The organism is Flavobacterium sp. W20_MBD1_R3, assembly GCF_052119725.1.
GTDB lineage: Bacteria > Bacteroidota > Bacteroidia > Flavobacteriales > Flavobacteriaceae > Flavobacterium.
Genome location: NZ_JBGQOR010000011.1, coordinates 43,063 through 64,256, shown reverse-complemented (window position 1 = coordinate 64,256; position 21,194 = coordinate 43,063). Strand labels below are relative to the sequence as shown.

Genomic DNA, 21,194 nt, shown 5'->3' with positions numbered 1-21,194 from the left:
ATATGATTGGTAAAAAAAATTAATTGTTCAATAATTCCTGAGCTATATATTTGGCAACTCCTTCATTATCATTAGTCATAATGACTTCTAAATGGGAAAGTTTATTTTTCAGGCTTTCAGGTGCATTTCCCATCACCAAAGCTTTACCAGAGGATTTGAGCATGTTTTCATCATTATAACCATCCCCAAAAGAAATTGTTTGTTCGAAAACAAAATTCTCTTTTTCCAAGATTTTTGCAATAGCAACACTTTTATCTACAGACTTATCCATAAATTCCAAACAAAATGGCAAACTAAACGCATGGCTAAAAAGTCCGGTGTGATTTTCTAAAATTCGATCTCTTAATTCAATTAACTTCGAATGCCTAGGATGTGTGAAGAATACTTTTATAGCACTCAAATCTTCTATACTGGAAAAATCTACCACTTCAGGATGATAATTTACTTCAGGTTGAAATTCATTTAGTTTTTCATTGTGCTTATTCGTTTGCCAAATATTTTCTCTAAACAATACAGTGGTAATCTCAGGATCTATATCTAAAGACAAAATAGATTTTATGGCGTCGCTTTCCATGTTAACAGAAAAAAGAAGCTCTTTTTCAGGAGAATGTATTCGTGCTCCATTTGAAGTGACTAAATAAACAGGAACATTTAATCCTGCAACAATTGGAATCGCATCCAAGTGATGGCGGCCTGTCGCTACAATGATTAAATAATTTTGATTGTGAAGTTCTTGAAAAACAGTTTTAGTGTATTGAGATATTTTGTGATCTGAATTAAGTAACGTTCCGTCTAAATCACTAATAACTACTTTAATTTTTTCTTTTAAAAGCATTTTTTTTTAACTGAGATTTGATTAATTCCAAATTTATTGCATTTTTAAGAGAAACGAAAGGAATCATTTGGATTTTATTTAAACCAGATAGAATAATCGCATTGGTTTTTCAAATAATAAATCGGAAAGCGGGATCATTTTTCACTAAAAATAAACTCGCTTTCCGACTCTAACAAACATTGTGTGTTTGCCTAATCGTTATTCTCAATCATTTTATAGGCATCAATCACTTTTTTGACTAATCGATGACGCACAATGTCTTTGTCATCCAGATAAATGATTCCGATTCCATCAACATCTTTCAAAACCAATAAGGCTTCTTTGAGTCCGGAAATGGTTCTTCGAGGTAAATCGACCTGCCCAGGATCTCCAGTAATCATGAATTTAGCACTTTTCCCCATACGGGTAAGAAACATTTTCATTTGGGAATGTGTAGTATTCTGAGCTTCATCCAAAATTACAAAAGCATTATCCAGCGTTCTTCCGCGCATAAATGCCAAAGGCGCAATTTGGATAATTCCCTTTAAAATATAATCTTCGAGTTTTTCATTGGGTAACATATCCCGCAACGCATCATACAACGGTTGCATATACGGATCCAGTTTTTCCTTCATATCACCTGGCAGAAAACCAAGGTTCTCCCCTGCTTCAACTGCGGGACGTGTTAAAATAATTCGTTTAACTTGTTTTTCTTTCAGTGCCTTGATGGCCATGGCAACACCCGTATACGTTTTTCCGGTTCCTGCTGGTCCAACGGCAAAAACCATATCATTTTTTTGCATAGTATCGACTAACAATTGCTGATTAGGAGTCATAGCCTTAATGATTTTCCCGCCTACTCCATGCACTAATATTTTATCCTGACCTTGAAATTTTCTGTCTTCCTGAACATCGCCAAGAATAACGCGCTCTATTACATTGTTATCAATATTGTTGTACCTCGAAAAGTGCACCATTAGGCGTTGAAAACGTTTTTCGAACTCGTCCAAAACTTCTTTTTCTCCAAAAGCCTTTAAAGTTGTTCCCCGAGCGACAATTTTCAATTTCGGATAATATTTTTTAATTGTTTCAAGATGAGTGTCTTGAGCGCCCCAAAAGTCTTTTGGAGCGATGTCTATGAGCTCGATTATTCTTTCGTTCAAATGCCGTTGTTTTTAAATTAAAATAAGTGAATTAATAAATTTGTTATCAAAGCGAATAATTGTAGTCTTAATTTGAATTTGTCTTTTGTTTTTTGCTTTTTTGAATTTACTATTATTAGCTTTGCGTTTCTCAAATTTAATAAAAATTAGGTTTACAAAACACCAATAGTTATAAACAAATTTATGTCAATAATTACCCTTACTTCTGATTATGGTTTAAAAGACCACTTTGTAGGTGCGCTAAAAGGGAAAATTTTATCTGAGTATTCAGAAGCTAAAATCATTGATATTTCGCACGATATAGACCCATTCAACACGGTAGAAGCGAGTTACATTATTAGCGCTTCGTATGCAAGTTTTCCAAAAGGAACTGTTCACCTTATTGGTGTGGATATGGAACACAATAAAGAAAATAAACATATTGTTTTGCAATGGCATGATCACTTTTTTATTGCCGCCGATAATGGTATTTTGAGTATGCTTTCGCAAAAATTTGTGCCTCAAAAAATGGTAGCGATTAATATTCATGATCGATTACCAAATGAGGCTACTGACTTAGATGTTTTTGTAAAAGTAGCCTGTCATTTAGCCAAAGGTGGTTTGATGAACGTAATTGGTAAAGAAATAAATACAATAAAACAAGTCACCGACTTAAAAGCAGTTCTAGCCGTTGATGGAAATTCTTTGAACGGACACGTGATTTACATCGACCATTTTGGGAATGTAGTAACTAATATTTCTAAAAAATATTTTATAGAAGTTGCTAAAGGAAGACCGTACGAAATTGTTATGAAAACTAAAAACATCAAAACTATTTTGCCTAATTATTCTTCAATTGCTAATTCTGATAAATATCCTATCAAATCATATGAAGGCGAAAAATTAGCAATTTTCAACGAAGCTGGTTTTCTGGAAATTGCAATTTTCAGAAGCAATCCTTCTAATGTAGGTTCTGCGAATAGTCTATTAGGATTGAATTATAGAGATGTTATAATAATTAAATTCGTTTAAAGTTTAAAGTAAAAAAACTTTAAACTTATTAAACTTTAAACAAAAAATCTAATGTTTGTACGAATAGTAAAATTGAGTTTTCACGAGGAGCACATTCCTGCATTTTTAGAAAACTTTGAGTTGATGAAAGATAAAATACGAAATGCGCCCGGAAATCGTTTCTTAGAATTGTATCAGGATAAAAATAATAAAAGTATTTTCTTTACTTACAGCTATTGGGAAACCGAAGCTGATTTAGAAAATTACCGGAATTCTGAACTTTTTTATGATGTTTGGACATTCACCAAGAAATTATTCAATGACAAACCAGAAGCGTGGAGCGTTGATAAATTAGTTACTTTAGAATAAAAAAAAACAGTTTAAAGTTTAAGATTTAAAGTTGTTGGATTGGAAACTTTAAACCTTAAACTTCAAACCTTAAACAAAAAACATGAAATCAATCGTTTTACGGGAGATAAAATCCTTTTTCGGTTCGCCAATAGGTTACTTGGTAATTGCCATTTTTCTAATTATCAACGGATTATTCCTTTGGGTTTTTGAAGGTGAATACAATATTTTGAATACCGGTTTTGCTGATTTGACTCCATTTTTTACCTTGGCGCCATGGATTTTGATATTCCTGATTCCTGCAGTAACAATGCGAAGTTTTTCGGATGAAAAAAAACAAGGAACATTAGAATTATTACTGACAAAACCATTGAGTATTTGGCAAATTGTAAACGGAAAATTTCTTGGCGCTTTACTTTTAATTGTCATGGCGATTATTCCAACATTTATTTATGTAGCTGTTATTTCTAGTTTAGGAATGCCGGAAGGCAATATCGATATGGGAAGCACAATTGGTTCTTATTTTGGATTATTGTTCTTGATTGGCGCTTATTCAGCCATTGGAATATTTACTTCAACACTATCTGATAACCAAATAGTAGCTTTTATTGTTGCCGTATTTTTATGTTTCTTCTTCTATTTTGGTTTTGAAGGATTAGCTTCTGTCGTTCCAAATATTTCTTCCATAATCGCATCATTAGGAATGCAAGATCATTTCAAAAGCATGAGCCGAGGCGTATTAGACACCAGAGATATCCTTTATTTTACAAGCATAGCCGTTGTCTTTCTTTCATTTACTGTTTATAATTTAAAATCTTTCAAATCGTAATGAATACTTCTAAGAAAAATAATCTAAAATCAGTATTGATTATCCTTGCTGTTGTAGTGCTTGCGAATGTAATAGGAAGTTCCTTCTTTAATCGTTTTGATTTAACAAAAGATAAAAGATACACACTTTCCCCTACTTCTTTGAATATCATTAAGCAAGTTCAAAATCCGTTGTCTATTAAAGTTTATATGCAAGGTGATTTGCCAGCTGAATTCAAACGTTTACAACAAGAAACAAAACAATTACTAGAAGAATTTCAGGCATACAACAGCAATATTGTTTTTGAATTTGTAGATCCATTAGAGAACGAAGACGCCAGCATGGACAATATTAAAGAGTTGTATCAAAAAGGGCTTACGCCAATAAACATAACCGTTGACGACAAGGGAAAGCAATCTCAAGCGATGGTTTTTCCATGGGCGATTGCCGTTTATGACAACAAGGAAGTAAATATTCCATTGTTGAAAAACATTATGGGTGCGTCAACTACCCAGAAAGTAATTGGTTCCGTTCAGCATTTGGAATACTCCATTGCAGAAGGGTTGAATAAAATTACCAAAGCCAAACAAAAGAAAATTGCTGTTATTAAAGGAAACGGTGAATTACAGGATATTATGATGGCTAAATTTCTTTTGCAAGTGCGTGAAAGTTACCATATCGGACCATTTACATTAGATTCGGTTGCCAAAAATCCTGTTGGAAGTTTAGAAGCTTTAGAAAAATATGACTTGGCAGTTATTGCAAAACCTACCGAAACATTTACCGATGCAGAGAAACAAGTTCTAGACCAATTTATCATCAATGGCGGAAAAACATTGTGGTTGATTGACCAAGTTTCGGTAGAAATGGATAGCTTGTACAATACTTCAGGAGCTACTTTGGCTTACCCAAGAGATTTGAATTTGAATGATATGTTCTTTAAATACGGCATCCGAATCAATCCTGCTGTAGTAAAAGACGAACAAGGAAGTCCGATAAAACTAGCAACCGGAGAACAAGGAAGTGCCACACAATTTCAGGAATTTAACTGGAAGTTTGCGCCACAAGTATATCCAAACAGTTTACATCCGATTGTAAAAAATTTAGGTGGAATCAAATTTGATTTTGCGAATCCAATCGATACTTTGAAAAACGGAATTAAGAAAACCATTTTGTTGCAATCGTCTCAATATTCGAAAAAAATAGGAACTCCGTCAGAGATAAACCTGAACATCGTTGCCGAAGAAACTTCTCCAAACGATTACTTGAACAAAGGGAAAATTCCACTTTCGGTTTTATTAGAAGGTTCATTTCATTCTATGTTTGAAAATAGAGTGCTACCATTTGAGCAAAAAACATTTCAAGCAGCAGGAAAAGAGAACAAAATGATTGTGATTTCGGATGGAGATTTGATAAAAAACCAATTGGATAAAAATTTTCAACCGGTAGAATTGGGTTATGACCAAAGGTCTGGAAATTTGTATGATAATAAAGATTTTCTGATAAATTGCGTCAATTATCTATTAGATGATACGGGACTTATTAACATTCGAAGCAAAGATCTTGATTTGCCTTTATTAGATAAAGAAAAAGTTTATGAAAACTATACCCGGACACAAATCCTAACTATCGGGCTTCCAATTCTTATTTTGGTGCTTTTTGGTGTAGTATTTACTTTCCTTCGAAAAAGAAAATATAGTAAATAGATGTTAATAAAAAAGTTTCCAAACTAGAATAGTTTACGATATATTTGTAAAATGTATCGTATTTCAAATTTAGAGAAATACGTTAAAAAATAAAACAAAACAGATGAAATTTATAGTATCGAGTTCCTACTTATTGAAGCAATTACAAGTTTTAGGTAACGTTATCAATAGCAATAATACTTTGCCAATTTTAGATAACTTTTTATTTGATTTAGACCATAATGTATTGACCGTTTCCGCCTCGGATTTAGAGACAACCATGTCAGCTACATTAGGAATTGATTCAGAAAGTAAAGGAAGCGTTGCTGTTCCTGCAAAATTACTTTTGGAAATCCTTAAAACATTTCCAGAACAGCCACTAACTTTTACGGTTGAAGAAAATAGTACGATAGAAATCAGTTCTAATTCTGGAAAATATGCATTGGCTTATGCTCCTGGAGACGAATTTCCAAAATCAGTTAACTTAGACGATCCTTCTGTTACACTTGTTCCCGCAAATGTTTTGGCAACAGCCATAAGCAAAACAATATTTGCTGCAGGAAACGATGATTTGCGTCCGGTTATGTCGGGTGTATTCTTCCAGTTTTCGCCACAAGGATTGACTTTTGTAGCAACTGATGCGCACAAATTAGTAAAATATGCGCGTACTGATGTAGTAGCTTCTCAAGTGGCTGATTTCATTATGCCAAAAAAACCATTGACTATTTTAAAAAATATTCTTGGTACTGCGGATGCTGAAGTTAAAATTGAATATAACGATTCAAATGCTACTTTTTCTTTTGATAATTACGTTTTAATGTGTCGTTTGATTGATGGAAAATATCCAAATTACGAAGCGGTGATTCCAAAAGAAAATCCAAATAAATTAATGATTGACCGTTCTCAGTTTTTGAGTTCTGTACGTCGTGTAGCCATCTTTTCGAACAAAACAACTCACCAGATTCGTTTGAAAATTGCTGGTGCTGAATTGAATGTTTCTGCCGAAGATATTGATTATTCAAACAAGGCGGAAGAAAGATTGACTTGTGATTATCAAGGTGATGATATGCAAATAGGATATAATTCTCGTTTCTTGACTGAAATGTTGACTAACTTGCAATCCGATATGATTATGCTTGAAATGTCATTACCAAACAGAGCCGGAATCCTTACTCCTGTTGATGGATTAGAAGAAGGTGAAACGGTAACGATGCTTGTGATGCCAGTAATGCTAAACAGCTAGTTTACTTTTAAAATACGCTATTAACCAAACCGTTTTTATATTTAAAAAACCATCTCGTTTAATAACTTGATGGTTTTTTTGCTTTTAATTAATTATCTTTTTTTCATTCCTACGAAGAAGGAATCTTATATCATTTAACTGTTTCAATAATTATCTATAATTTCTCTTGCTAATGAGTTTGCTTCGTTCCTCGCAAAGACAAACTGAACAATGATTTCTGACTACTTTATTAAATTACGCCCATTTTTTTCATCAAGAATGTAGCGCTTCGATTTTTACAAATTCCATCACGCAGTTTGTAATCAAAATGAAGTTCATTATTGATAATTTCTACTTCAAAACATTTATTGGTTAATACATTTGGATAATCATTCGTTGTAAGGCAAACTTCAATATCGTGCGTTGCAATAGCGCCAACAGCTTTCTTAGCAATTACTTTTTTGACCACTTCAATTGTTCCATTCCGTTTGTCATCGGAGTTCGTTCCGCGTAATATTTCATCTAATAACACAAATGCCGGTCTGTTTTCCAATTCGTCCATAATTTGCTTTAAGCGCTTTATTTCGGCAAAGAAATACGATTCACTATCGGACAACGAATCGGATAATCGCATCGACACTAAAACAGGTAAAGGATGTACATTCGCTTGATTGGCACAAACCGGCGACCCAATTCCTGACAGTACCATATTGACTCCCAGACTTCTCAAAAAGGTACTTTTTCCGGACATATTAGAACCCGTTAAAATCATAAATGATTCTGGATGAAAACGCACATCATTTCCTATTCTTGTTTTTTCATTCAATAAAGGATGACTTAAATCCTTGAAATCAATTTCGAAATTGGTATTCAATGTTGGATAGACAAACTCCGGATTATTATACGAAAAATTGGCCAAACTGTTCAGCATTTCGAATTCACCAATAACTTCTAACCAATTCTCTAAAGCTTCAGCATGCTCTTTTTTCCATTGAATTAATGATTTTAAAACATGAAGGTTAAAGAGAAATGTTCCGTTGAATACAATAGCCGTAACAAAATTACTGATACTGTCCATCTTTGAAAATAAACCAGCTAATTGTTTCAAATGAACGCTGGCATTTTCTTTTTTGAACATTAATTTTTGTTGCAAATTGATTAATTTTTCCGACTGAAAAGATTCATTTTCAATTTTTTGAAGCAACAAACTATATTGACGAATGGTTTTATCAATATTAGTAGAATTAGCAATTTCGGCTTGAATTCGTTTCATAAATCGACCCAAAATAATTAAATTAAATACCAATAAGTATGATAATATAGAAGCGAAAAGAATATTGGCAGTAACTAAATAAGCAATCAAAATTCCAAGAAAAAGAAGTGGTGACAAGTAAGAAATAAAAATACTCAGTTTAGATAAAGGTGTACTATTAAAAGTACTCCATTTGAGCAAAATTTCATAATTAGATTGTGTGTCATTGCTTATTTTGGCAAAAGCCAAAAACTCCTGACGCCAGTCTAATTTTTTAGTTAATTCTTTTACAGCTTGATGATTTTTAACAATTTCATCATTTGGTAAAATGGATAACAATTGGTTCGCAAATGTTTTTTTTCCAATAAAAGTAGCAGTTCTATTCAAGTTTTGGAATAAAGAATGCTCTCCAAAAATATCTAAATCATAGGCATACGGATGATGAAAATCATTGAATTCTTGCCCGTTTTCGAAAGGAGTTTTGTTCTTTTCGAGATAGGAAATTTCATTTTCATTAATATCAAATAAAGCTTGATTGACTTGTTTTTTGAATGCTAATTTAGAATGAACACGCATCAAAACGACGAATAATCCAAAAAGAAAAATGGCAAAAGCAACGAAAATAATCTGATTGTTTTTGATGTAGTAATAAATAGAAACCAAAAAAAGTACAATAGTAATAAGTCTTAAAATACTTACACTACTGTACTTTTTATTGATTGCAGTTAATGCGTTTGAAAAGCGTATCTTTTTTGCTTTGTATATTTCCATAATTCAATTGATGAACTGCAAATATAGCAAATTAGATTACTATGAAGTCTAAATTAAAAGGCAATGGCGATGCCGTACTACTTAGAATTCAAAATTTCAACTGAATTAAAACGGAATCAATCAATAGGAATGGCTAAAATAGGGATGTCAAAATTATTTGCTATTTTTTTTGTTAAACTAGGTTTAAAAATTCCTTCAAAAAAGCCTCTCTTGTAGGTAAGCATTGTCAATACATCGATTTCTTTGTACATGATAAAGTCTAAAATTGTCTCTTTGACTTCATCGCTATTAATAACAAAAAACTCAATGGGTTCATTAATAAATTCATCTTCCCATTTAGCAACTGTATCATTTGAAACATCAGACTCACTGGTTTTTACATACAAACATTTGACTTTTGCCTTTGTTTTTTTGGCAATATCCAAAACCATTTTTAAGGCTTTTTTATCTTTGGTTCTAAAACGAGTTGTGAATCCTATAATTTCAATTTTCTTGAATTTAGCTTCCAGAGGAATGCACAACATGGGAATATCAATTCGGGAAATTACAGCTCCAGTATTAGAACCCACAAAAAAAGCATCCCAACCTGTAGCGCCAGAAGTACCCATTATTACAAAATCAATTTTATCTTCTTTAATTACTTTTTTGATATTAAATAGCAGATCGCCATCCATAAGACGGTGCGATATTTTAATTTTATCTAAATGACGCTCTTCAGCTATTGTTCGAAGTTTTGGGACTTCATCTTTGAACATATCAAATTGAGCCAACTCCACGGAATCATAAATGACCGCGTAATTTTCCGGAAAAAACTGATTGTCATATATTGGTAACTCAAAAGTGTGCAATAAAATAAGTTCGCCATGAACTATTTTTGCAAATTCTAAAGCATGAACAAATGCATTTGTAGCCACGGTAGAAAAATCGGTTGGAAATAGAATTTTTTTCATTTTATATCATTTTAAAGTGGTTTTGTAGTAAAAAATTGGTTGTGCCGTTATTATAATATTACAATCAAAATTATTTTAATTCGTGAATTGCCAAAATGGGTATATCAATATGAAAAGCTAATTTTTTTGACAGACTAATTTCAAATAATTTTTCAAAGAAATTTCTGTGATGTACCTGCATTATAATTAGATTAATATCATTTGAATCGATAAAATTTAAAATAATTCCTTCAACATCGTCTCCCTTTATCGAATGAAACGCAACACTTTGTTTCTCTATTAATGTGTTCCAATCTTCTCTCGAATCCTTTTTAACCTCCTGATGGGTTGCTTCCACACGCAAGCAATCGAGGTGAGCGTGAAAAATTTTAGATAAAGACATCACTTTTATGAAAGAGGCTGTATCCTCTGATTTGTATTGGGTAATAAAAAGTGTTTTTTGAATGGGTTGGTATTTACAATGTTCTGGTATTACCAAAATTAAAGCTTTGACATCATTCATAACTTTTGTGGCTATTGTACCGAAAAAAGTTTCTTTAAGACCAGTAGCTCCTTTAGTTCCCAACACCACAAAATCAAAATTTTCGTTCTCCGTAATTTTTTTTATTTCGGGAACTAAATTTCCAAGAATTAAAACATGGCTTATTTTTATATGCCCAAGGTTATTATCTTCGGCAATTCTTCTTAAAAGTGGGACTTCATCTTTATAATTTTCAAAGTTACTCAATTCAGTAACATCATAAATTTCGTGTAAATACTCTGAAACATTAATATAATTAGCTTGCGGTAATTGATATACGTGCATTGTAACTATTTCTGCGTTAATAGATTCTGCTAATTTAAGCGCATAAATAAATGCATTTTTAGACACTGCTGAAAAGTCGGTGGGAAATAGAATTTTTTTCATCACACAAGTGGTTTATTACTAACTAATTACTCATATAAATTTACAAAACAAAAAGCAAAATTGCATGATAATTATCAGTTTGGCTCATTTTTAACAAAAAATAATCTTAATGGTTTAATAATGAACTCGTGTTACCATTCAAAATTACCTACTTTTGCATTAAATTGAAATAAATTATGATACTTCAAGATTCCATAGTTGCACTGGCAACTCCTTCGGGAGCGGGCGCTATTGCTGTTATTCGGGTTTCCGGTCTAGATGCCATTACTATAGGAAACGCTGTTTTTAAATCCATCAAAAACAAGGAATTAACAACCCAAAAAACGCATACACTACATTTAGGTCATATCATGGATGATGCTAAAACTATAGATGAAGTTTTGGTATCCATTTTCAAAGGGCCAAACTCTTATACTGGCGAAAACACGATAGAAATTTCATGTCACGGTTCTACTTATATTCAGCAGCAAATCATTCAGTTATTATTACGAAAAGGTTGCCGAATGGCGGATCCTGGTGAATTTACGCTTCGAGCTTTCCTAAATGGAAAACTGGATTTATCGCAAGCAGAGGCTGTTGCCGATTTAATTTCATCCGATAATGAAGCATCCCATCAAATTGCGATGCAGCAAATGCGAGGTGGATTCTCTAATGAAATCGCCAAATTGAGGGAAGAACTATTGAATTTTGCTTCACTTATAGAACTCGAATTGGACTTTGCTGAGGAAGATGTTGAATTTGCCGACAGAACCCAATTCCATCAATTATTGAATAGAATTGAGTTTGTACTAAAACGTTTACTCGACTCATTTGCGGTTGGAAATGTGATCAAAAATGGAATTCCAGTGGCTATCGTGGGGGAACCTAATGTGGGGAAATCAACGCTTCTAAATGCTTTATTGAATGAAGAGCGCGCGATTGTTTCAGAAATTGCAGGAACAACGCGTGATACTATCGAGGACGAATTAGTGATTGGTGGTATTGGTTTCAGGTTCATTGATACTGCGGGAATTCGGGAAACACAAGATCTGGTAGAAAGCATCGGTATTCGTAAAACATTTGAAAAAATTGAACAAGCGCAGGTCGTTTTGTATTTATTTGAAAGTTTAAAGTTTAAAGTTCAAAGTTCTGAATACATCATAGAAATTGAAAGAATTAAGAATCAATTTCCACTCAAACCATTAGTGGTTGTTATCAACAAAATAGATTTACTTTCAGAAAATGAGGTGCTAAATATTAGAAAACAACTTCAAACGCTAGACGTTATCCTAGAAACTATTTCTGCTAAAGAGAATATTGGTGTAGATGATTTAAAAAATAAATTGTTATCATTTGTCAACATGGGAGCACTACGCAATAACGAAACAATAATCACAAATACAAGACATTACGATTCTTTATTAAAAGCTTTAGATGAAATAAAAAAAGTAAAATATGGGTTGGAGACTAACTTGTCCAGTGACTTGATGGCTTTAGATATCAAGGAAGCCTTGTACCAATTTGGGATGATTACCGGCCAAGTTACTAATGATGAATTGTTAGGGAATATTTTTGCTAATTTCTGTATCGGAAAATAAATCTACATTTTATAACAAAATATACAGAAGCATAACACACGCAATCCCTTTAATTTAAAGGGATTTTTTGTTTTTAAAAAATTTTAATTTTATTATAGAAATGCATATTTATCTTTTTTTTGTACCGATATTGTACCTCATTAAAAAAAATTATTATATTTGAATAGAATTAGTGATAATCACGTCCCTTATTTCTGCTTAATTATCTTTAAAGGGTTTTAATACTTTATATTTCGTCTGAAAAATGAGTTCAAATTTAAGTGTAAACAGAGTGTGTGAATATTGCAAAAATCAGTTTGTAGCTAAGACTACGAAAACTAGATTTTGCTCCCCGACCTGCAATAGTAGAAACAACAAAATGCTAATTCGAAATTTAAAAATTGAAAAAAGTAATTCAGAAACTCAATCAATTAAATTAAGTGAGCCTCTTGAAAAAATTGAAGCAATAAAAAGCAAAGATTTTTTAACTGTAAAAGATGCTTCTCAATTATTAAATATTTCCACAAAGACACTTTACAGATTGATCGAAAGAAAAGAAATCAATTCATTTAATTTTTCGGCAAGAAAAACACTAATTCGAAGGAAAGATATTGATACTTATTTTGATAATAATTTGAAAGAAATTCAAAGAAGTATTGAAAATTCAGAAATTGATATTAACCTTGATAATTCCTATACAATTCAAGAAGCACAAGAAAAATACAATATATCTAATGGAGCATTATATAATCTCATTATTAGGTTCAAAATACCAAAGAAAAAGCAAGGTAAATACACCCTTGTAAGAAAAGAAGATATTGATTCCATTTTCAATTAAATAAAAATATGGCAAATGTTACCTTGCGAAAAAAAGCATTAGCAAACAATAAGTCAAGTTTGTTTTTGGACTACTTCCCCCCTATTATTAATCCCAAAACTGGAAAAGAATCCAGAAGAGAGTTTTTAGGTCTTCAAATTTTTGATAAGCCAAAAGATGATATCGATAAGGCACATAATAAATCGACATTGGAATTCGCCGATTTAGTGCGAGCCAAAAGACTTACACAAATTAGAGATAAAGAGTATGGCTTTAAAGAAAACATCACTTACGATGTCGATTTTATTGAATTTTACGCCTCTGTAGTTAATGACTACTTTAACAATGGAACAAAATCAAATCATTCCGGTTGGAATGCATCATTGAACTATTTTAAGGCTTTTGCAGGTGACAAATTGCAATCTCATTTTTTAAATGAAAAGCATGTTAAAAAGTACAGGACTTTTTTACTTGAAACACCAAATTTGAGAACCAACTCGAAAAAATTATCTGTCAACACAGCATCTTCTTATTACAAAAATTTTATAATGGTTCTTAAAAAGGCTTATAAAAATAAAATTATAGAACACAATCTTGCAGAAGAAACCGAATATATAAAAGAGGAAGAAACCTATCGAGAATACTTATCCGAGAAAGAATTGGAGACTTTATGGAATACAGATTGTAGTTTTCCAAAACTAAAACACATGGCAATTTTTTCAGCCTTAACAGGCCTACGCTTTATTGACATAAAGACTTTACCATATTGCAATATATATTCAGACATTCATCAAGGGGATTACATAAAAATAAGAGAACAAAAAACTGGTAATTTATATAATCATCCAATATCAGAAAGTGTCCTGAATATTATAAACTTGCAGCCAAAAGAGAATGAATTTGTATTTGGAGACGTGAAGTACACTGAAATTACTAGACCTTTAAAAAAATGGCTAATTGATTCTAAAATAACAAAGAAAATTTCCTTTCATAATTTCAGACATACTTACGCCACATTACAACTAGCGAATGGTACAGACATCTATACTGTTTCAAAACTTCTAGGTCATAAAAACGTTTCAACCACACAGATTTACACCAAAATAATGGACAAAAATAAAATAGTTGCTGCTAACCGAATAAACTTGAAATTAGATGGAATTTAACGAAATATACAATGATTTTTATGCCAAAACTTACTTTGGCACAGAGCAGAAGATAAAAGAAGACTTAATTACTTCTAAGGCAGAGTCAAGATCTTTTACATCTATTTTAAATGAAATCAATAAAAAATTAGAAAATAAGATCAATGCTAACGAAATTATAGCCGACGAAAAATTATTGTATTTAGATCAAGTATTTCAAAATAATTTATCTGAATACTCCGAAAACAGTATTGAATTATCTCTAAAAAACCATGTTTATCCGGAGTTTTTAAAACTTAACCAAGTAGGGTTTTTAACCAATTATTCATTTGACAAATTCCTTTTCTTTTTGGGGACTATAAAAGCTTTGAAAAAAGTAGCGAATTTATTTAGCAATAACTCCAGATTATTTGAAATGATGTTTATACTAAATGATTTTAAAGGTTTTGAACTAGCAGAATATCCTATGATTTTGGATAATACTCCTCTTTTTAAAAAACTACATACGCGATTATATCCTCAACAAAAATCAAAAGCAGAAACTAAAAAAAATCAAACTTCGACTTCCGACATTGATCCAATATTTACGTTATTAAATAATGACGAAAAAATAATATTATTGCATATTGTCTATAATACTTACTTTAAAGATAATCTAATAGATAAAAAGCCTAAAATAGACTTAACTGAATTTGCTAGAATTATTTATTTGACTAAAGAAAGTATCGATGTAAATATATTTGATAAAAATTATGCCAGTAGAACCTTTTATAAAAAACTAAATGAAGGAATTATTTATTCTGATTCATTAGATAAAAGAAGTAACCTAATAACAAGTTTATTAGAAAAAATTGAAATCCTAAATCTAAATTCAATCAAAGGACTCATAGATAGCCAAAAAACAACAACAATAAAAAAGAACAAAAAATAAATCGTAATAAAAAAGTCCAAAACCCAAATTGGAATTATGGTTGTTTTGGCTTTTTTGTTTTTATTAATTACTTTATATCAATGCATTAACTTTCCAACCACTTTCCAACCACTTTCCAAAGTATATATTTAAAACTTTAGTCTTCCCATAGATTTGCTCAAAATTAAAAATATTAATTATGAGTAATTACAACATTCTATTTGAAGAAATCATTCAAAAAATATCAGATCAAGTAACTGATAACATTATGAAAGCAATGAAGTCCTCAGTACCCCTGGAGGAGGATCGCTTTTTAACAATAAATGAGGCATCGAAAATGATAGATCTGGCTAAAGCTAGTATTTATGGTTTAGTACACAAAAACAAAATCCCCTTTCATAAAAAATCCAAACGGCTATATTTCCTAAAATCTGAAATACTTGAATGGATAAAAAGCGGAAAACAGGAAACTACATCTGAGCTAGAAATCAGGGCCAACGAGTATCTATCTAAAAACAGATTGTTTTAAGCGTTAATAAACGTAAAATAACGAACAAATGGAAGAAACAAAGGCCAAGTGTAATTTCTGCGGAATAAATTACAAACCTAAAAGACGTTTTGTACAACGCTTTTGCAGCGACAGTTGTCGATCACTTAATCATATCAAAAATAAGAATCAAAGTGAGCTATCAGTACCAAATAACCCTACTAAAACAAATAATCCTATTCAAGTTGATAAAATGAGTATCGCTGGAGTCGGAAATGCAGTAGCCGGAGCATTAGCAGTAAATTTTGCAACAAATATTTTCACTAAAGAAGAAAACAAACCAGCAACAAAAAAAGATATAAAAGAAATTAAAAGTCTTTTAATGACTAGATATCATTCAATAAAAAATGTACCGCCTAGACCCGATGGAGCTAGACCATTTTATGATTTACAAACGCAAAGTCTAGTTTACCTAAAAAAACAATAATCATGAAAGAACAAAGAGACACAGGCTTCCTCAAGTTAAAGAGAACAATCCTGGAATGGGAATGGTATCAAGATAATAATACATTTCGAGTAATGATTCACTTACTATTGAAATCAAATTATACTGTGAAACAATGGCAAGGAAACACCATAAATCCTGGAGAACTGATTACCTCCATCGGGAATTTAAGCAAAGAATTATGCCTCACCGAAAATGTAATTAGAACTTGTTTGAGTAAACTTAAAAAAACAAATTATATAACCACCCAAGGCACGAACAAATTCACTATGGTAAAAATCAATAAATCAACAATTTACGATGGAACTATTATTGCAAATAACACGCAGGTTGACGATCTATTGACCCCGAAATCACAAGCCAACCACAAACAAGTAACAACAACTAAGACTGTAAAGAAAGAAGAAGAAAATAAAGAAAGTATAGAAAATTTTAAAAATCAAATTTTTCAATTTTCGAGTTTATATTCTCAAGAACATTTAAATGGATTCTATGAATATTATGATACCATAAATAAGCAAACTGGGCGCCGAAAATTTGAAGAAATTAATTATTGGAATTTAGAAGATCGATTAAAAAATTGGAAAGTTCTAACTTCAAAAAAAAATGAGCAATCATTCACAAAAAACAGATAATTATGATACAAATACTGCAAAAATTGAAGCCCGAAAACTTTTTAACTGAGCCTACGGTACAAGATGAAATTAATAAAAATAAAGTTATGAAACCCAAATTACCCATAAAAAGCTATACCATTGAAGAAATACAAAACCTTTTTTGTGCTGAGTATAAAATTATGTTTAAGCGTGATTTTAAGTTTACCGAAGAAAGCAAAATCTTACTATTTACTGTTCTTTATTACTTTTTTAGGGATGACAATTTCTTTAATTCTCCATGCTTAATTAAACCTGATGGGACAAATCCCTCTTTTGACAAAGGTTTATTAGTAATGGGAAATACCGGTACTGGCAAAACAAGTATTTTTTCAACCTTAGAAAAAGTATTTAATAACCATTTACTTTTTGATCCTAAAACTCATTTTAGATCAATTAGTGCCTATCAGTTGGTAGATGAATTCGAAAAGCTGAAAAACCCTGAAGAAAGAGAAGATTATTTTATAAAACATCAAAGAGGATTTCGTTGTTACGACGATGTGAAATCTGAGAATGATGCTTCCAATTTTGGAAAAGTGAATCTAGTCAAAAAAATACTTTACCAAAGAAATGAAAAAAGATTAAGAACAATAATAACTTGTAACTATGATCCATCTTTTCCAAATAGTTTCGAAAAAGGACTTGACGAATTTGGCATTCGATATGATGGAAGAATATATGACAGACTCTTCAGTGATTTTAATTTTATAGAAACAAAAGGCAAAAGTTTTAGAGGCTGATTTTATAAAACACTCAAAAATTAATTGAAACGAAACTTAAGGGAATAAATAAAATCGACATTGCTTGACAATCTTATTATCTTACTTAGAAAAAATTAAATATCTCTTATGAAAAAGACCCACAAGCTCGAAATTAGAAAAATGAAAAAGGAGTAGTAAAATTATTTACTACTCCTTTTTTTTCGGAAATAAAGAATACTCTTCTAGCTTTGCCACCCTATCGCTAGGATCTGCTTTTTATCTAACAATTTTAGTAAGGATGAAACGGACTTAAACATCAAATACCGTTAAGAATCTCTTACAAATCAATCAATAAAATTACAAATGCGACGGCTGCAAGTAGCCAACAAAGTGTGATTATTTTATTTTTTTTATCATTGCTTGTGTATACTGAAATTTAGAATTTCCTCTGTCATACGACGCACAAACACCTCCAAGCAACTCCCAATTTTGCTGCAATAATTTGTTTATTTCTTTTTCAAAAATCATTACATCCCAGCTTTCTACAACTTTATATTCCATGATTTCTAAATTTAACGTTTTGGTGTATTTCCTCTGTTTCCGCCTGAAGGATTACCCGTTTTACTGGGATAATTAGGATTGGAGTTGCTCCTTGACGCTCCAGCTGATTTTGAACTGTTCCCACTGTTTGTACCTGAATTTTGATTTGCATTTTTCATACTTTTTAATTTTAAAATTTACCTACTCTAATCAGCTTTTCGGCCTCCGCTTTTATTATGAGTCAAAATTCAGTAAAAAAAAGAGGCTGATATAATTCAGAATCATATCAGCCCATAATGAGGAACAAAAGTGTTTTTTAAGGGTATAAGAGCGGTTTATTTTTTGAATTGTTTTACCAAAGGTTGGTAGTTTTCAGAAACCTGAAGGAGTTTTGATTCGAATTTACCTAGACTTGAAAAAACATCCACCTCTATTGATTCATTCTTTTTATGATAATTTTTTATATGGTGTGCGTTTACGCGAAATGATTTATGAATGGTAACAAATTGTGATTTTAGCAACCCTTTCTCTTCCATTTTTGAAAAGGAAAAATCAATCAGATTTTCTGGCTTACGATTGGTAAAATGAATTTGTTTATTGTTGGATTCAGAACCGTTGTTTTTGTCCGTTGAGAGATACACGATGCTATTAATGGCTATTTTATTGCGCTTAGTAGCTCCAAAATCTAAATGAATGAATTCTTCTTTTTTGAACAGTTCCACTTCTTTTAAAAAGCGTTGTGTCGTTTTTATAAATTCTTCTTCCGTAAACGGTTTGGTAATATGGTCCACACATAGATCATAATCTCTTTTTAATCTTTCAATTTCTTTAATGTATTGTGAAGTATTACTGCTTACGAACAACACTGGTAATTTTAAGTGAAAGGCCATTTCCATTCCTGTCATATAGGAATCTCCCAAGTTTAAATCTAAAAATAGTATTTCGGGTGGTGTCGTTTTTATATCCTCTAGAAAAGCTTTTGCAGATGTGCAAGAACACACTACTTCTAGCCTACCAATGCTCTCTAGTATTTTTTTGTTAAGTTGTAATTGTTCTTCGTTATCGTCGAGTAAAGCTGCTTTAAATTTGGACATAAATTAGGTTGTTTGGTTAGTTTAATAAATGTACTTTCTAAAAAAAAATATTTTTCTCTGCAAGTGATTGTTAAACTTTTCATTTTGAATACCAGGACTTGTTTTATTTAATTATTTGCACAAATAGTTTTTAATCTTGTTTCAAATTCAGTTTATTTCAGATGCTTTTTTATTGCAGAATAAACTATATGCTTACGTTTTCTAACTTGATGGTTAAATGTTTCACTGTCAAATATATCGACACACCTTTTAATGTATCCCATATAATTAGAATTCTTTCTTTTAGGTGTATACTCAGATGAAATCATTGAATACTCACCTCTTTCATTATCCTCCAATACTGTTTTATTGCGTTGTTTTTGCTTTAAATCCTTGTTCTCAGAATCCAATTCACGCAAAGGCTGATTATAAAGCTTTTTAATTTGATTTATGTACACAGCCTTATTTTGAAATGGATCATTTGCAATAACTTTAATTACCCTTTTTGCTCTTCTTTTGACAATACTGATCAATCTTCTATAATATTTTGCCAAATTTGTTGATTTCAAAACTACATTATAACCTCTAAACTCAAAACCTAGATAAATCAAAGGAGAACCAATTGAATGATTGTTGTCTTTGTTTATTTTAATTGAAGTAAGCCTACTTTGGCCTATTCTATTATATTTTATCTGTTTAAAGATGAACGTTTCAGTCTTTTCAGTACTTATTTTTACTTCACTTTCTAAAATTAAATTTTCGACATAATTTTTAGTAAAATCAATTTCTTCAACTTTACAAATCACAATAATATCATCCGAATATCTTCGATAATAGGCACCTCTTTTATCAACCAAATCAAATATAATAGACTTGTCAAAATCGTATAAATATATATTCGCTAAAACTGCACTCACAGGCAACCCCTGTGGGATACCTATTTTAATCTTTTTTCCATTTAAAGCAGTTTTTCTGAAAGGGTTATTATATATCTTCAATTTTCCTTGCTTAATATGATTCCTAAAGTCCTCATTTGACTCAAAAAAACATTTGAATCCTTTCTCTCTTCTTATTTTTGCTAGCTTACTATCGTCAAAGCTCGACTTTCTATTTCCTTTTGACCGTCTTTTCCTTAAATCATTTGAAAGGACATAATTGAAATTTGTACAAGATTTAAAAACATTATAATGGTCGTCCGGAAGTTTTTCCTTATCAATAATAAATGCCCATTTTTGTTTCAGAATATTATGGTCTAATGAAGAAAAAAATCCTTTTATATCAAAAGTTAAAACTGCGATCTCGTCGTTGAATTGTGCACATTTTTTAACCTCATCAAAAACATCTTTTGCAAAATGGATTGTACTTTTACCTTTATCTAGACCTTCTTCAATTTTAAGTTTTCTATAGGCTGTTATGCTATCAGATAGTCCAGGAATTTGACTTAATTTTTCTTCATATTTATGATTCAAGAGGTGTGCATAATACCCATAAACTAAAGCGTCATAATGACTCGCATAATGCAAAGGTCTTGACTTAGCAGTCTTTTCAGTTTCATTAGTAGTTTTGTGTTTGTGCTTATGTGACCGACCTGTTGTAGAGTGCTTATCGTTGTCCGCCTTTTTATATTTTCTTTCAAGAATAAAAGAATGAATTAATGGGTAGAACGCATATTTAGATACAAAGTCTTTATTTTCAATCTGGCTTTTATAAACGTGCCAATTTTCTCCAATTTTTAAACTTGGGGATAGATGTAGATAACCTTTACTTTTTAACCAATCGGGGATTTGTGTCATTTTTGTATAAAAAAAACCTTGTGCATATAGCCTAGCAATAATGATATATATTTTACATAACACTCCTAAGAGTCGGACTAGTACCCAATTACTGAGTCATTGTT

22 protein-coding genes are annotated in these 21,194 nt (G+C 31.3%); 13 read left to right on the top strand and 9 right to left on the bottom strand.

The window, feature by feature from the left end; translation table 11 throughout:
• Positions 1-19 precede the first annotated feature (19 nt).
• Positions 20-835, bottom strand: a complete 816-nt coding sequence (locus ACEN2F_RS12810) for an HAD family hydrolase (RefSeq protein WP_441739694.1) — start codon at positions 833-835, stop codon at positions 20-22.
• A 191-nt stretch (positions 836-1,026) separates the two neighbouring features.
• Entirely contained in the window at positions 1,027-1,977 is a 951-nt protein-coding gene (locus tag ACEN2F_RS12805) for a PhoH family protein (RefSeq protein ID WP_441739692.1), read from the bottom strand.
• 183 nt (positions 1,978-2,160) lie between these two features.
• Here ACEN2F_RS12805 and ACEN2F_RS12800 point away from each other — a divergent pair, with 183 nt between their 5' ends.
• The 5 genes from ACEN2F_RS12800 to dnaN all read left to right on the top strand — a co-directional run bounded on the left by ACEN2F_RS12800 (position 2,161) and on the right by dnaN (position 7,051).
• Positions 2,161-2,988 carry an SAM hydrolase/SAM-dependent halogenase family protein gene (locus ACEN2F_RS12800; RefSeq protein WP_441739690.1) on the top strand — a complete coding sequence of 276 codons (828 nt, stop codon included), beginning with the start codon at positions 2,161-2,163 and terminating at the stop codon, positions 2,986-2,988.
• 51 nt (positions 2,989-3,039) lie between these two features.
• Positions 3,040-3,336, top strand: coding sequence for a putative quinol monooxygenase (locus ACEN2F_RS12795; RefSeq protein WP_073354958.1), 297 nt, complete (start codon positions 3,040-3,042; stop codon positions 3,334-3,336).
• Between the two features lie 82 nt (positions 3,337-3,418).
• The gene (gene gldF / locus ACEN2F_RS12790) at positions 3,419-4,144 is read left to right on the top strand and encodes a gliding motility-associated ABC transporter permease subunit GldF (RefSeq protein ID WP_441739686.1); all 726 of its coding nucleotides are present in this window, start codon (positions 3,419-3,421) and stop codon (positions 4,142-4,144) included.
• Positions 4,144-5,829 carry a gliding motility-associated ABC transporter substrate-binding protein GldG gene (gldG, locus tag ACEN2F_RS12785; protein WP_441739683.1) on the top strand — a complete coding sequence of 562 codons (1,686 nt, stop codon included), beginning with the start codon at positions 4,144-4,146 and terminating at the stop codon, positions 5,827-5,829. The genes gldF and gldG overlap by 1 nt, the downstream gene beginning before the upstream one ends.
• A 103-nt stretch (positions 5,830-5,932) precedes the next feature.
• On the top strand, positions 5,933-7,051 hold the full coding sequence (dnaN, locus tag ACEN2F_RS12780; protein ID WP_441739680.1) for a DNA polymerase III subunit beta: 1,119 nt from the start codon (positions 5,933-5,935) through the stop codon (positions 7,049-7,051).
• 229 nt (positions 7,052-7,280) lie between these two features.
• On the opposite strand, the gene ACEN2F_RS12775 is transcribed toward dnaN, so the two are convergent.
• The 3 genes from ACEN2F_RS12775 to ACEN2F_RS12765 form a co-directional block, all read right to left on the bottom strand.
• Positions 7,281-9,053, bottom strand: coding sequence for a MutS-related protein (locus ACEN2F_RS12775; RefSeq protein ID WP_441739677.1), 1,773 nt, complete (start codon positions 9,051-9,053; stop codon positions 7,281-7,283).
• A gap of 116 nt (positions 9,054-9,169) precedes the next feature.
• Complete coding sequence (locus ACEN2F_RS12770; RefSeq protein WP_441739674.1) at positions 9,170-10,003, bottom strand: universal stress protein; 834 nt, start codon at positions 10,001-10,003, stop codon at positions 9,170-9,172.
• Between the two features lie 70 nt (positions 10,004-10,073).
• A complete protein-coding gene (locus ACEN2F_RS12765; protein ID WP_441739672.1) occupies positions 10,074-10,910 on the bottom strand; it encodes a universal stress protein in 837 nt (278 codons plus the stop codon).
• A 176-nt stretch (positions 10,911-11,086) separates the two neighbouring features.
• Between ACEN2F_RS12765 and mnmE the strand changes: the two genes are divergently transcribed.
• The 8 genes from mnmE (at position 11,087) to ACEN2F_RS12725 (ending at position 17,723) form a co-directional block, all read left to right on the top strand.
• On the top strand, positions 11,087-12,487 hold the full coding sequence (gene mnmE, locus ACEN2F_RS12760; protein ID WP_441739670.1) for a tRNA uridine-5-carboxymethylaminomethyl(34) synthesis GTPase MnmE: 1,401 nt from the start codon (positions 11,087-11,089) through the stop codon (positions 12,485-12,487).
• Positions 12,488-12,731: 244 nt separating this feature from the next.
• Positions 12,732-13,304, top strand: coding sequence for a helix-turn-helix domain-containing protein (locus ACEN2F_RS12755; RefSeq protein ID WP_441739668.1), 573 nt, complete (start codon positions 12,732-12,734; stop codon positions 13,302-13,304).
• A gap of 8 nt (positions 13,305-13,312) precedes the next feature.
• The gene (locus tag ACEN2F_RS12750) at positions 13,313-14,449 is read left to right on the top strand and encodes a site-specific integrase (protein WP_441739665.1); all 1,137 of its coding nucleotides are present in this window, start codon (positions 13,313-13,315) and stop codon (positions 14,447-14,449) included.
• On the top strand, positions 14,439-15,359 hold the full coding sequence (locus ACEN2F_RS12745) for a hypothetical protein (RefSeq protein ID WP_441739662.1): 921 nt from the start codon (positions 14,439-14,441) through the stop codon (positions 15,357-15,359). The genes ACEN2F_RS12750 and ACEN2F_RS12745 overlap by 11 nt, the downstream gene beginning before the upstream one ends.
• A gap of 178 nt (positions 15,360-15,537) precedes the next feature.
• Positions 15,538-15,867, top strand: a complete 330-nt coding sequence (locus ACEN2F_RS12740; RefSeq protein ID WP_441739660.1) for a helix-turn-helix transcriptional regulator — start codon at positions 15,538-15,540, stop codon at positions 15,865-15,867.
• Between the two features lie 28 nt (positions 15,868-15,895).
• Positions 15,896-16,312 (top strand): hypothetical protein, encoded by a 417-nt coding sequence (locus tag ACEN2F_RS12735; RefSeq protein WP_441739657.1) that lies wholly within the window; start codon positions 15,896-15,898, stop codon positions 16,310-16,312.
• A 2-nt stretch (positions 16,313-16,314) separates the two neighbouring features.
• Positions 16,315-16,965, top strand: a complete 651-nt coding sequence (locus ACEN2F_RS12730; protein WP_441739655.1) for a hypothetical protein — start codon at positions 16,315-16,317, stop codon at positions 16,963-16,965.
• A gap of 86 nt (positions 16,966-17,051) precedes the next feature.
• Positions 17,052-17,723, top strand: coding sequence for a hypothetical protein (locus tag ACEN2F_RS12725; protein WP_441739653.1), 672 nt, complete (start codon positions 17,052-17,054; stop codon positions 17,721-17,723).
• Between the two features lie 357 nt (positions 17,724-18,080).
• On the opposite strand, the gene ACEN2F_RS12720 is transcribed toward ACEN2F_RS12725, so the two are convergent.
• From ACEN2F_RS12720 to ACEN2F_RS12705, 4 genes are all read right to left on the bottom strand, one after another.
• A complete protein-coding gene (locus ACEN2F_RS12720; protein WP_441739650.1) occupies positions 18,081-18,245 on the bottom strand; it encodes a DUF1737 domain-containing protein in 165 nt (54 codons plus the stop codon).
• Positions 18,246-18,256: 11 nt separating this feature from the next.
• Positions 18,257-18,403 (bottom strand): hypothetical protein, encoded by a 147-nt coding sequence (locus tag ACEN2F_RS12715; protein WP_441739647.1) that lies wholly within the window; start codon positions 18,401-18,403, stop codon positions 18,257-18,259.
• Between the two features lie 156 nt (positions 18,404-18,559).
• Positions 18,560-19,318, bottom strand: a complete 759-nt coding sequence (locus tag ACEN2F_RS12710) for a LytR/AlgR family response regulator transcription factor (RefSeq protein WP_441739645.1) — start codon at positions 19,316-19,318, stop codon at positions 18,560-18,562.
• A 152-nt stretch (positions 19,319-19,470) separates the two neighbouring features.
• Positions 19,471-21,090 (bottom strand): reverse transcriptase domain-containing protein, encoded by a 1,620-nt coding sequence (locus ACEN2F_RS12705; RefSeq protein ID WP_441739643.1) that lies wholly within the window; start codon positions 21,088-21,090, stop codon positions 19,471-19,473.
• Positions 21,091-21,194 lie beyond the last annotated feature (104 nt).

Excerpts from the sequence above, each read along its gene's own strand:
- ACEN2F_RS12795 (WP_073354958.1), top strand. The coding sequence starts at position 3,040 with ATGTTTGTACGAATAGTAAAATTGAGTTTTCACGAGGAGCACATTCCT.
- gldF (WP_441739686.1), top strand. The coding sequence starts at position 3,419 with ATGAAATCAATCGTTTTACGGGAGATAAAATCCTTTTTCGGTTCGCCA.
- ACEN2F_RS12745 (WP_441739662.1), top strand. The coding sequence starts at position 14,439 with ATGGAATTTAACGAAATATACAATGATTTTTATGCCAAAACTTACTTT.
- ACEN2F_RS12750 (WP_441739665.1), top strand. The coding sequence starts at position 13,313 with ATGGCAAATGTTACCTTGCGAAAAAAAGCATTAGCAAACAATAAGTCA.
- mnmE (WP_441739670.1), top strand. The coding sequence starts at position 11,087 with ATGATACTTCAAGATTCCATAGTTGCACTGGCAACTCCTTCGGGAGCG.
- ACEN2F_RS12775 (WP_441739677.1), bottom strand. The coding sequence starts at position 9,053 with ATGGAAATATACAAAGCAAAAAAGATACGCTTTTCAAACGCATTAACT.
- ACEN2F_RS12765 (WP_441739672.1), bottom strand. The coding sequence starts at position 10,910 with ATGAAAAAAATTCTATTTCCCACCGACTTTTCAGCAGTGTCTAAAAAT.
- ACEN2F_RS12755 (WP_441739668.1), top strand. The coding sequence starts at position 12,732 with ATGAGTTCAAATTTAAGTGTAAACAGAGTGTGTGAATATTGCAAAAAT.
- ACEN2F_RS12710 (WP_441739645.1), bottom strand. The coding sequence starts at position 19,318 with ATGTCCAAATTTAAAGCAGCTTTACTCGACGATAACGAAGAACAATTA.
- ACEN2F_RS12810 (WP_441739694.1), bottom strand. The coding sequence starts at position 835 with ATGCTTTTAAAAGAAAAAATTAAAGTAGTTATTAGTGATTTAGACGGA.
- ACEN2F_RS12715 (WP_441739647.1), bottom strand. The coding sequence starts at position 18,403 with ATGAAAAATGCAAATCAAAATTCAGGTACAAACAGTGGGAACAGTTCA.
- ACEN2F_RS12740 (WP_441739660.1), top strand. The coding sequence starts at position 15,538 with ATGAGTAATTACAACATTCTATTTGAAGAAATCATTCAAAAAATATCA.
- ACEN2F_RS12735 (WP_441739657.1), top strand. The coding sequence starts at position 15,896 with ATGGAAGAAACAAAGGCCAAGTGTAATTTCTGCGGAATAAATTACAAA.
- dnaN (WP_441739680.1), top strand. The coding sequence starts at position 5,933 with ATGAAATTTATAGTATCGAGTTCCTACTTATTGAAGCAATTACAAGTT.
- ACEN2F_RS12705 (WP_441739643.1), bottom strand. The coding sequence starts at position 21,090 with ATGACACAAATCCCCGATTGGTTAAAAAGTAAAGGTTATCTACATCTA.
- ACEN2F_RS12725 (WP_441739653.1), top strand. The coding sequence starts at position 17,052 with ATGAAACCCAAATTACCCATAAAAAGCTATACCATTGAAGAAATACAA.
- ACEN2F_RS12770 (WP_441739674.1), bottom strand. The coding sequence starts at position 10,003 with ATGAAAAAAATTCTATTTCCAACCGATTTTTCTACCGTGGCTACAAAT.
- gldG (WP_441739683.1), top strand. The coding sequence starts at position 4,144 with ATGAATACTTCTAAGAAAAATAATCTAAAATCAGTATTGATTATCCTT.
- ACEN2F_RS12730 (WP_441739655.1), top strand. The coding sequence starts at position 16,315 with ATGAAAGAACAAAGAGACACAGGCTTCCTCAAGTTAAAGAGAACAATC.
- ACEN2F_RS12720 (WP_441739650.1), bottom strand. The coding sequence starts at position 18,245 with ATGGAATATAAAGTTGTAGAAAGCTGGGATGTAATGATTTTTGAAAAA.
- ACEN2F_RS12800 (WP_441739690.1), top strand. The coding sequence starts at position 2,161 with ATGTCAATAATTACCCTTACTTCTGATTATGGTTTAAAAGACCACTTT.